Raw genomic sequence first — 10130 nt, 5'->3', positions numbered from 1 at the left:
GGCTTCCCCCCCCCCCCCCCCCCCCGTCACCGCTACAGCCCTTCCGCCACCGCCGCGGCGATCTTCAGCCAGGCGTCCCGGGTGGCCGAGGAGAGCTGGCCGTACCGGAGCGGCTCGCCGGTGTCGATGAGCCGCTCGTACGGTGCCAGCAGCACCGCCCGGGTCCGGGCGGCGAAGTGCTCCTGGATCGCCGGCAGGTCGATCTCCTTGCGTGACGGCGGCATCGACACCACGGTCACCGCCTGCCGGACCAGCCGTTGCCGGCCGCTCTGCTCCAGGTGGTCGAGCATCCGGGCGGCGGTCTCCGCCGAGTCGTTCCGGGCCGACATGGTGACCACGAGCTGGTCGGTGGCGTCCATCGCGGCCTGCCAGTTCTGTGCCCGGACATTGTTCCCGGTGTCCACGAAGATCAGCTTGTAGAAGCGGCTGACCACCTCGCGGATCTCGGCGAACGCGCTGGCGGTGAGCATCTCGCCGCCGGTGGCCGACTCGTCCGAGGCGAGTACGTCGAACATCCCCTCGCCCTGCGAGCGGACGTACTGCGACAGGTCGCCGACCCGGCCGTGCGGCCCCTGGAACTGGGCCAGGTCGCGCAGCATGTCCCGGACCGTACGGGAGTGGAAGTCCTGCTGCGCCCGCATGCCCAGGGTGCCCTGGGTCTCGTTGTTGTCCCAGGCCAGCACGTATCCGCCGCGCTTCTGGCCGAACGTCATGGCGAGCAGCAGGATGGCGACCGTCTTGCCGGCGCCGCCCTTGGGGTTGACCACGGTCACCTGGCGCAGCCCGCCGAAGTTGCGGCGGACCATCTCGATGTCCCGCTTGAGCTCCTGCTCGTGCCGCCCCGGGGGGAGCCGGACCAGCCCGATCCGGTTCACCACCGCGCGTACACCCATGGTGGCCACCGGGTCGACCGGCCTGGCCTGGCGGCGTCGGGCAAAGTCCTCGGCCGTCGGCGTCGCCCCGGTCTCCGGCGTCCAGCCCGGCTCCGGGCGGCCGCTCTGGACCGGCTGCGGCGGCGGTGGCGCGGCCGGCGGCGGCCCCGGAACACCGGGCTGCGGCGGGCCCGGCAGCGGGGCACCCACCTGCGGCCAGGCCGGCGGGTACCAGCCCGGCGGCGGTCCGGCCACCTGCGGAGGCGGGTACGCCGACTCGCCGGGATAGCCCGGTTGCCGGTTCCCGTGCGACGGCTGAAGCGGCACTCCCGGCGCGGGCGGGAACGGCCCGAGCCGCGGCGGTGCGGGGGCTTCCGGCCTGGCGCCCTCCGCCGGCCCGGCGGGCATGGCCGCCGTACCGTCGGCGGGGGCCGGCGCCGGTAGCTCCGGGTCGCCGTGGGCAGGTGCGGTCACCGGGGTGTCCGCTCCGAGCGTGGGCAGCCCGGTGGTGGGCACCGGGTCGGGGCCGGTCGACGGTGCCGCGGCGGTGGGCGGATCGGCCGGGGTGCTGCTCGACCGCTGCGGCGGCTGGGCCCAGGGTGACTGCGTCCGGCTGTGGGCGGTGCCGCCGTCGGCCCGGCGGGAACCGTTCGACGCCTCGCCCGCCGGCGGGCTGTCCGTGCCGGCCGGGCTGGCCGGGGACGTCGCGTCGCTTCGAGCCGGATCCGGTTCCGGTTCCGGACCCTGGGCTGCGGGCGGGGTCGGAGTGCGGGCCGGCGTCGGGGTGGTCGTGGGTTGGTCGAGGGTGAACGGGAGGTCCAGGTCGACCGCCGGTGCCGGGCGCGGCGTCGGCGCACCGGTGCCGGATCGTGCCGGGACCCGTCCGCCGGTCGCCTCGTGCGCATCCGCCCCGAACGCCCGGTCGACCGGAGCCGGTCCGGTGGCTCCCTGTGGCCCCGCTCCGACGGACGCGTCGGCGGGTGCCGGTGGCCAGGGGGCCGACGGTGTCGTGGCCGGGGTGGCCGGGATCGACCAGGCGGGCGCGCCGGGTTGGGCCGGGGCCGCCGACGGCGGGGTGGTCGCCGGGTCGGTCTGCTCGGGTGGCCAGAGTGGCTCGATGTCCCGCTCCGGCACCTGCGGCTGGCCCGGCACGTGGGCCCGGTCGGCGTTCTCGTGCACCACGGTTCCTCCCCATTCCTCCCGCCGAGGATAGGCCGTCCGGTTCGCCGGGCGGCCCGACCGGGGATCGACGGAGGTCAGGGCGTCCAGACCGCCCAGGCACCCGGTTCGGTCCACCAGGACCGCTTCCGGCTCAGCTCGCCCTCGACGCCGTCGTCGAGGAAGGGCACCTTCTCGTCGCGCGGCACGACGGCCACCGCCCGGCCCCGGGCGCGGCGCACCTCGAGTCGTACCTTCTTCCTGCCCAACGCCGATCGGGTGACCACCGAGACGGCCACCGCCACCTCGACCCGGCCGTCGGTCGGGTCCGGGTCCGCCAGCAGCGTCACGTCGTCCAGCCGCGCGTACCCGCCGGCGTTACCGATCGCGCAGGCCAGGATCGCGTCCTCGCCGTGGGAGAGGACGGCGTCGTCCACCTCGACCCGGGCCCGCCAGTGCAGCGGCCGGCCCGCGTCGTCGGCCGCGCCGAGCAGCGCGCCGTCGAGGGTCACCGAGCCACCGTCGTTGCGCAGCAGGTCGAGCCGGCGGGGCGTGCCGTCCAGCACCGCCGCGGCCACCGCGGCCGGGTCGCGGGGCAGCCCGAGCTGCGCGGCCAGGTCCCGGGCCGCGCCGGTGCGGGCCGGGTCGAGCGGGAGTACGCCGACCGGGGGCAGGTCGGGGACGGTCCGGTTGCCGGCCAGGTCCCCGGGCCGGCGGCTGGGCGGCGGGGCGTACCGCCGGACCAGCCGGCGCAGCACGGCGCGCAACTGCCCGTCACTGGCTGTAGCAACCACGAGCCGGGTCTTGGCGTCCGGGTCCGGCCAGGTGAGACCGTCCGCGCGCGGCGGCCCGTCGAGCCGGGCCAGCACCTCGTCGATCTCGGCGTCCGAGCGGGCGGTGACCGTCTCCACCCGGGCACCCCGCGCGGTCAGCACGTCCGCGCAGGCCAGCACCGGTACGCGCGGCGTCTCGCAGCGCTCCTCGGGCTTCTCGCCGGCCGCCTCGGCCCCACCACAGCAGGCTCCACCGCTGCCGCAGCCTCCCCCGGGAGCATCCCGCTCCGAGCCGAGGGTGAGCAGCACCACGTCGTACACGAAGGAGCCTCCTGCTTCTCGACGAACCCCTGCCGGTCCTGTCGTCACTACTTGTTAGCCTGACACCCCGGGCTCGCCAACCGGTCGCCACCTGGCACCCGAGCCTTCTGGAGGCGGAGAAGATGCCAGCGATCGTGCTCATCGGCGCTCAGTGGGGCGACGAGGGCAAGGGCAAGGTTACCGACCTGCTGGGTGAGCGGGTCGACTACGTCGTGCGCTACTCCGGCGGCAACAACGCCGGGCACACGGTGATCACCCCGGACGGCCAGAAGTACGCGCTGCACCTCATGCCGTCCGGCGCGCTCTCGCCGAGCGCGATGATCGTGATCGGCAACGGCGTGGTGGTCGACCCGAAGGTGCTGCTGGAGGAGATCGACGGCCTCTCGGAGCGCGGCGTGGACGTCTCCCGGCTGCGCATCTCCGGCGACGCGCACCTGATCATGCCGCACCATCGGGCGCTGGACCGGGTGGTCGAGCGCTACCTCGGCTCCTCCCGGATCGGCACCACCGGTCGGGGCATCGGCCCCGCGTACGGCGACAAGGTCGCCCGGATGGGCATCCGGATCCAGGATCTGCTCGACCCCGGCATCCTGCGCAAGAAGCTGGAGCTGGCGCTCCGCGAGAAGAACCAGGTGCTGTTCAAGGTCTACAACCGCAAGGCGATCGACGTGGACGCGACGATCGAGGAGTACCTGGGCTACGCCGAGCGGCTCAAGCCGTACATCGCGGAGACCCGGGTCATGCTCTGGGACGCGCTGGACCGCGGCGAGACCGTGCTGCTGGAGGGCGCCCAGGCCAACATGCTCGACATGGACCACGGGACGTACCCCTTCGTCACCTCGTCGAACCCGACGGCCGGCGGGGCGTGCGTGGGTGCGGGCATCCCACCGACCGCGATCACCAAGGTCATCGCGGTGAGCAAGGCGTACACCACCCGGGTGGGCTCCGGCCCGTTCCCCACCGAACTCTTCGACGACAACGGCCAGCACCTGGTCAAGATCGGCCACGAGTACGGCACCACCACCGGCCGGGAGCGGCGCTGCGGCTGGTTCGACGCGGTCGTCGCCCGGTACGCCTGCCGGCTCAACGGCGTCACCGATCTGGTGATCACCAAGCTGGACGTGCTCACCGGCATGCCGAAGGTGCCGATCTGCGTCGGGTACGAGATCAACGGCGAGCGCTTCGACGACATGCCGATGACGCAGACCGACTTCCACCACGCCACGCCGATCTACGAAGAGCTCGACGGTTGGTGGGAGGACATCACCAAGGCGAGGACCGAGGACGAGCTCCCCGAGAACGCGAGGCGCTACATCGCCCGCATCGAGGAGCTCTGCGGCACCCGCGTCAGCGTCGTGGGCGTGGGCCCCGGCCGCGAGGAGAACGTCCTCCGCCACCCCCTCCTCCCCTGACCCCCCACCCCCCACCTCCCCCTTCCCCTCCCCCCCCCCCCGGGGGGACTCAGGGCGCCTGCTTCGTTGATCAAGAAGTTTGCGTCCGGATCCGACCCGGATCAGACGCAAACTCCTTGATCGATTCCGGCTGCCGGTAGGCCGCCCACCGGGAGCCGGGGTTGTCCACAGGGGTGTCGCGGTGGGGCGGTGGGGCGGCAGGGTGGGTGGGTGGCCGATCTCGATGGATTGAGTCGCCTGGCCGCCCGGCAGGACGGGGTCGTGACGGCCGGTCAGGCGTTGCGGCTCGGGTTCACCCGGGGCCAGATCCGGCATCTGGCCCGGTCCGGACGGTGGACCCGGGTCGCCCGTGGTTGCTTCGTGCCGGCACCCGAGCAGGCGGTGGCAGCGCCACGCCGGGCACGGATCCGTGCCGCCGTCACCAGCATGGGCCCGGGAGCGGTCGCGGTCCTCGACACCGCGGCCGAGTTGCACCGGATCAGCGGCCTCCGGGCGACGGCCGCCATTCACGTGTCGGTGCCGCCGGACCGCCCCGTCCGGCAGCGCCGCGGCGACCCCAACCTCGTGGTGCACCAGCTCACACTGGGCGCGAACGACATCTGCGTGGTCGGCGGCGTGCCGGCCACCACCGCGGTCCGTACCGTGGCTGACGTCATCCTGCGCGCGGCCCGCTACCCGTCGGTGTGCGTCATCGACTCCGCGCTCAACCGGCGACTCCTGACCGAGCGCGACCTGGCGCTGGTGTCGGCGCTCGTCGCCGGCCGGCGGGGGGCGGTCGCGGCGCGAGCCCACCTGGCCGAGGCGGACGGCCGGGCGCAGTCGCCACTGGAGACCCGGACGCGGCTCCGGTGCGTGGACGGCGGGGTGCCGCCCGATGTGCTGCAGGTCGAGGTCCGCGACGACGACGGTTACCTGCTCGGCATCGGCGACCTGGGCTGGCGAGCCGCAAGGGTGATTGCCGAGGCCGACGGCCGGGACCCGCACCGCGCACCTCGGGCCGTCTACGAGGACAGGATGCGACAGAACCGCCTGGTCAACGCCGGCTGGACGGTCCTCCGCTTCACCTGGTCCGACACCCTCCGCCCCGACTACATCCCGGAAACCGTTCGACGCGCTCTGCGGAACAGCCGTTGATCAAGGAGTTTGCGTCCCTGAACGCCGAAATTGAGACGCCAACTCCTTGATCAACCGGCGGGGGTGGGTGGTCAGTAGGATGCGTGGTCGTGCGGGTACTTCTTGTGGGTGGTGGAGGGCGGGAGCACGCGCTCGCGCTCGGGCTGGCCGGTGATCCCTCCGTCGAGGCGCTGGTCGCCGCGCCGGGAAATCCGGGTATCGCGGCGGTGGCCGAGCTGCGGGAGGTGAATTCCGTCGACCCGGCGGCGGTGGCGGCGCTCGCCGTCGACACCGCGGCCGACCTGGTGGTGATCGGCCCGGAGGCGCCGCTGGTGGCCGGGGTCGCCGACGCGGTACGCGCCAAGGGCGTCCCGGTGTTCGGCCCGTCGGCCGAGGCCGCCCGGCTGGAGGGCTCGAAGGCCTTCGCCAAGGACGTGATGACCGCCGCCGGCGTACCCACCGCCGGGGCGTACACCTGCACGGACCCGGAGAGTGTCCGGAAGGCGCTGGACGAGTTCGGCGCACCGTACGTGGTGAAGAACGACGGGCTGGCCGCCGGCAAGGGCGTCGTGGTCACCGACGACCGGACGGTCGCCGAAGCGCACGCCGCCGAGTGCGGCCGGGTGGTGATCGAGGAATACCTGGCCGGGCCCGAGGTCTCCCTCTTCGTGGTCACCGACGGCGAGGCCGCCCTGCCGCTGCTGCCCGCGCAGGACTTCAAGCGGGTGGGCGACGGCGACACCGGCCCGAACACCGGCGGCATGGGGGCGTACGCGCCGCTGCCGTGGGCACCGCCCGGCCTGGTCGACGAGGTGATGCGCGACGTCGTGCACCCGACGCTGGCCGAGCTGCGCCGCCGGGGCACCCCGTTCGCCGGCCTGCTCTACGTCGGCCTGGCGATCACCGCCGCCGGGCCCCGCGTGATCGAGTTCAACGCCCGCTTCGGCGACCCGGAGACCCAGGTCGTCCTCGCGCTGCTGGAGACCCCGCTGGCCGGGCTGCTGCACGCCGCCGCCACCGGCGCCCTCGCGGCGCACCCGCCGCTGCGCTGGCGGGACGGCGCGGCGGTCACCGTCGTGGTGGCGGCCGAGGGCTACCCGGCCTCGCCGCGCACCGGCGACCCGATCACCGGCGCGGACCGGCCGGGCGTCATCCACGCCGGCACCCGCCGGGACGCCGACGGCACGCTCCGCTCCGCCGGGGGCCGGGTCCTCTGCGGCACCGCCACCGGCGCGGACCTGGCCGCCGCCCGGGACTCCGCCTACGACCTGGTACGCGGCATCGAGCTGGCCGGCTCCCACCATCGCACCGACATCGCCGCTGCGGCGGTCGAGGGCCGGATCACGATTCCCGGCTGACCCGGGCACGCCCGTACCGTCGTCCGCGTCCCGGCGGTGAGCCGAGGAACCGGCCGGCTCGCCGGTGGATATCGCCGCTCACCCTGGCGCAGCTTGTCGGCCCGGCCCGGACGCCGGGGCTGACCCACGGTTCCTGACCGGACGCGACGCGTGGCCGACGTGTGCCGTCTCCGTCGCGTCGCGGGCGTCAGTGCCTGCTGAGCTGCCCGGGTTCGACCGTTCGACGGGCGGCGGGCATTGACAGGCCATGCCACGATCACCGTGCTGGTGCGGTCGACCGGGGCGACCGCCGGGTACGGGGGGTGGTCCGTTTGGCCGGTTTTCTCGGCGTGGCGCTGAGCTTCCCCACCGTGCTGTTCAGTTTCCTGCTGGTCGTCGTGGTCGGCTACTGGCTGCTGGTGCTCACCGGCGTGCTCGACCTCGGCGACGACTTCGACGTCGACGGCGTGCCCGGCGGGATCCTCGCCGGGCTGGGCTTCGGCGGACTCCCCAGCGCCATCGTGTTCTCGCTGCTCGTCGCGGTTGCCTGGTTCGTCAGCCTGGCCGGCACCGTGCTGCTCGACGGGCTCGGCTTCGGCGCGGGCGCGCGGATCGCCGTGTCGGTCGGCGTGCTGCTGGCCGCCCTGTTCTGCGCCTGGCTGGTGACCCGGCTGGTGGCGGTGCCGCTGGGCCGGCTCTTCCCCGACAGCTCCGAGGCGAGCCGGCACGCCTTCGTCGGCCGGCTCTGCGTCATCCGGACCGGACAGGTGACCGCCGACTTCGGCCAGGCCGAGGTGACCGCCGCCGACGGCTCGTCGGCCATCGTCCAGGTCCGCCAGCACGACGCCGATCCCCTGCGGGCCGGCAGCTCAGCCCTCATCTACGACTACGACCCGGACGGCGAGTTCTTCTGGGTCATGCCGGCCGGGCTCGCCTTCGATCCCGACCCTTCCCATCACGCTCCGATGTAGCGCCCCGGCTGAGCCCGGGACCGCAGCGACCGGATGCCCGGCCGCGGTCTCGGGCCCCGGGTCCCGTCCCCCCTCGAATCGCTCGCTGCGCCCTGAAAGGAGGATGCGCGGCACTCACCCGCGGGTGTCGGCGCCGCGCACTCACCCATGGATGTCATCACCACCGGCCTCGGCATACTCCTGGCCGTCCTGCTGCTCGTCGTCCTCGGCGTGATCCTGCTGGTCAGCCGCCTGTTCCGGAAGGTCGAGCAGGGCAAGGCGCTGATCGTGTCCAAGGTGCGCCGGGTGGACGTCACGTTCACCGGCGCGGTCGTCCTGCCCGTGCTGCACAAGGCCGAGGTGATGGACATCTCGGTCAAGACCATCGACATCGAACGGACCGGCAACGAGGGCCTGATCTGTCGGGACAACATCCGCGCCGACATCCGGATCACCTTCTTCGTCCGGGTGAACAAGACCACCGAGGACGTCATCAAGGTGGCCCAGGCGATCGGTACCGCCCGGGCCAGCGACCGGGAGACGCTGCAGGAGTTGTTCAACGCCAAGTTCTCCGAGGCGCTCAAGACGGTGGGCAAGCAGCTCGACTTCGTCGACCTCTACACCAAGCGGGACGAGTTCCGGGACCAGATCATCCGGGTGATCGGCACCGACCTCAACGGCTACAGCCTGGAGGACGCCGCGATCGACTTCCTGGAGCAGACCCCGATGTCGCAGCTGGACGCGGCGAACATCCTCGACGCCCAGGGCATCCGCAAGATTACCGAGCTGACCGCCATCGAGCACGTGCGCACCAACGAGTTCCAGCGCAACGAGCAGAAGGAGATCACCCGCCAGGACGTCGACGCCCGTGAGGCGATCCTCGAACTCGAGCGGCGGCAGGCGGAGGCCGAGGCCCGGCAACGCCGGGAGGTGGAGACCATGCGGGCCCGCGAGGAGGCGGAGATCACCCGGGTGCGGGCGGAGGAGCGGCTGCGCGCGGAGACGGCGAACATCCGCACTGACGAGCAGCTCGGCGTCCAGCACGAGAACCGGGCCCGGGAGATCGCGGTCGCCGAGAAGAACCGGGAGCGGGTCATCGCGATCGAGACCGAGCGGATCGAGAAGGACCGGATGCTCGAGGTCATCTCCCGGCAGCGGGAGACCGAGCTGTCCACCATCGCCAAGGACAAGGAGGTCGAGGGCGAGAAGCGGTCGATCGCCGAGGTCGTCCGGGAGCGGATCGCGGTGGAGAAGACCGTCGCCGAGCAGGAGGAGAACATCAAGCGGCTGCGGGTGGTCGAGGAGGCCGAGCGGACCCGCCAGGCCGTGGTGATCCAGGCCGAGGCCGAGGCGCAGGAGAACCTGGTCAAGGACATCAAGGCGGCCGAGGCCGCCGAGCAGGCCGCGAAGTTCAAGGCCCGCGAGGAACTCGTCCTCGCCGAGGCCCGGCAGCAGGCCGCCGAGCTCGACGCTCGCGCGAAGATCCGCCTGGCGGAGGGCACGCAGGCCGAGGCCGCCGCCGCCGGCCTGGCCGACGTGCAGGTCCGCGAGCGGGGTGCCGAGGCGATCGAGAAGGTGGGCCGGGCCGAGGCGGCCGTCGAGCGGGAGAAGGCGCTGGTCACCGCCGAGGCGGTCCGCGAGAAGCTGAAGGGCGAGGCGGAGGGCCTCACCGAGAAGGCCGCCGCGATGGCGGCGCTGGACGACGCCACCCGCGAGCACGAGGAGTACCGGCTGCGGCTGGAGTTGGAGAAGGACGTCCGGATGGCCGGCCTCGACGTGCAGCGGCAGGTCGCCGAGGCGCAGGCGAAGGTGGTCTCGACCGGCCTGGAGAAGGCCAACATCGACATCGTCGGCGGGGACAGCGTCTTCTTCGACCGGCTGCTCAACTCGATCTCGCTGGGCAAGAGCGTGGACGGCTTCGTCGCCCACTCGGACGTGGCGCGCGGCATCGCGCAGCCCTGGCTGGACGGGCGGGCCAGCTTCACCGACGACCTGACCCGGGTGCTGGGCTCCTTCAACACCGCGGACGTGCAGAACCTGACCCTCTCCGCTTTCCTGCTCCAGCAGATGCGGGCCGACGGCGCCGACCGGGGCAAGCTGGAGGAGCTGCTGAAGGCGGCGCGGAAGTTGGGTCTGGCGGAGGCGCCGGTGGCGGCGCTGACCGGGCAGCGCCAGCCGCGGGCGGGTGAGTGAT

7 protein-coding genes are annotated in these 10130 nt (G+C 73.3%); 5 read left to right on the top strand and 2 right to left on the bottom strand.

Annotated elements, in window-relative coordinates:
- Positions 1–32: 32 nt before the first annotated feature.
- Positions 33–2054, bottom strand: coding sequence for a MinD/ParA family ATP-binding protein (locus ACL02O_RS22830; protein ID WP_412820168.1), 2022 nt, complete (start codon positions 2052–2054; stop codon positions 33–35).
- Positions 2055–2128: 74 nt separating this feature from the next.
- Entirely contained in the window at positions 2129–3124 is a 996-nt protein-coding gene (locus ACL02O_RS22825) for a diacylglycerol kinase family protein (RefSeq protein WP_412820167.1), read from the bottom strand.
- Between the two features lie 122 nt (positions 3125–3246).
- On the opposite strand from ACL02O_RS22825, the gene ACL02O_RS22820 reads away from it, so the two are divergent.
- From ACL02O_RS22820 to ACL02O_RS22800, 5 genes are all read left to right on the top strand, one after another.
- On the top strand, positions 3247–4536 hold the full coding sequence (locus tag ACL02O_RS22820; protein ID WP_412820166.1) for an adenylosuccinate synthase: 1290 nt from the start codon (positions 3247–3249) through the stop codon (positions 4534–4536).
- Between the two features lie 210 nt (positions 4537–4746).
- Complete coding sequence (locus ACL02O_RS22815; RefSeq protein ID WP_412820165.1) at positions 4747–5670, top strand: type IV toxin-antitoxin system AbiEi family antitoxin domain-containing protein; 924 nt, start codon at positions 4747–4749, stop codon at positions 5668–5670.
- An 89-nt stretch (positions 5671–5759) separates the two neighbouring features.
- Positions 5760–7007 (top strand): phosphoribosylamine--glycine ligase, encoded by a 1248-nt coding sequence (gene purD, locus ACL02O_RS22810; protein ID WP_412820164.1) that lies wholly within the window; start codon positions 5760–5762, stop codon positions 7005–7007.
- A gap of 302 nt (positions 7008–7309) precedes the next feature.
- Entirely contained in the window at positions 7310–7957 is a 648-nt protein-coding gene (locus ACL02O_RS22805) for a hypothetical protein (RefSeq protein WP_412820163.1), read from the top strand.
- A gap of 147 nt (positions 7958–8104) precedes the next feature.
- Positions 8105–10129 (top strand): flotillin family protein, encoded by a 2025-nt coding sequence (locus tag ACL02O_RS22800; protein WP_412820162.1) that lies wholly within the window; start codon positions 8105–8107, stop codon positions 10127–10129.
- Position 10130 lies beyond the last annotated feature (1 nt).

The organism is Micromonospora mangrovicola (assembly GCF_047200535.1).
GTDB lineage: Bacteria > Actinomycetota > Actinomycetes > Mycobacteriales > Micromonosporaceae > Micromonospora.
This window is presented reverse-complemented; position numbering and strand designations above follow the sequence as displayed.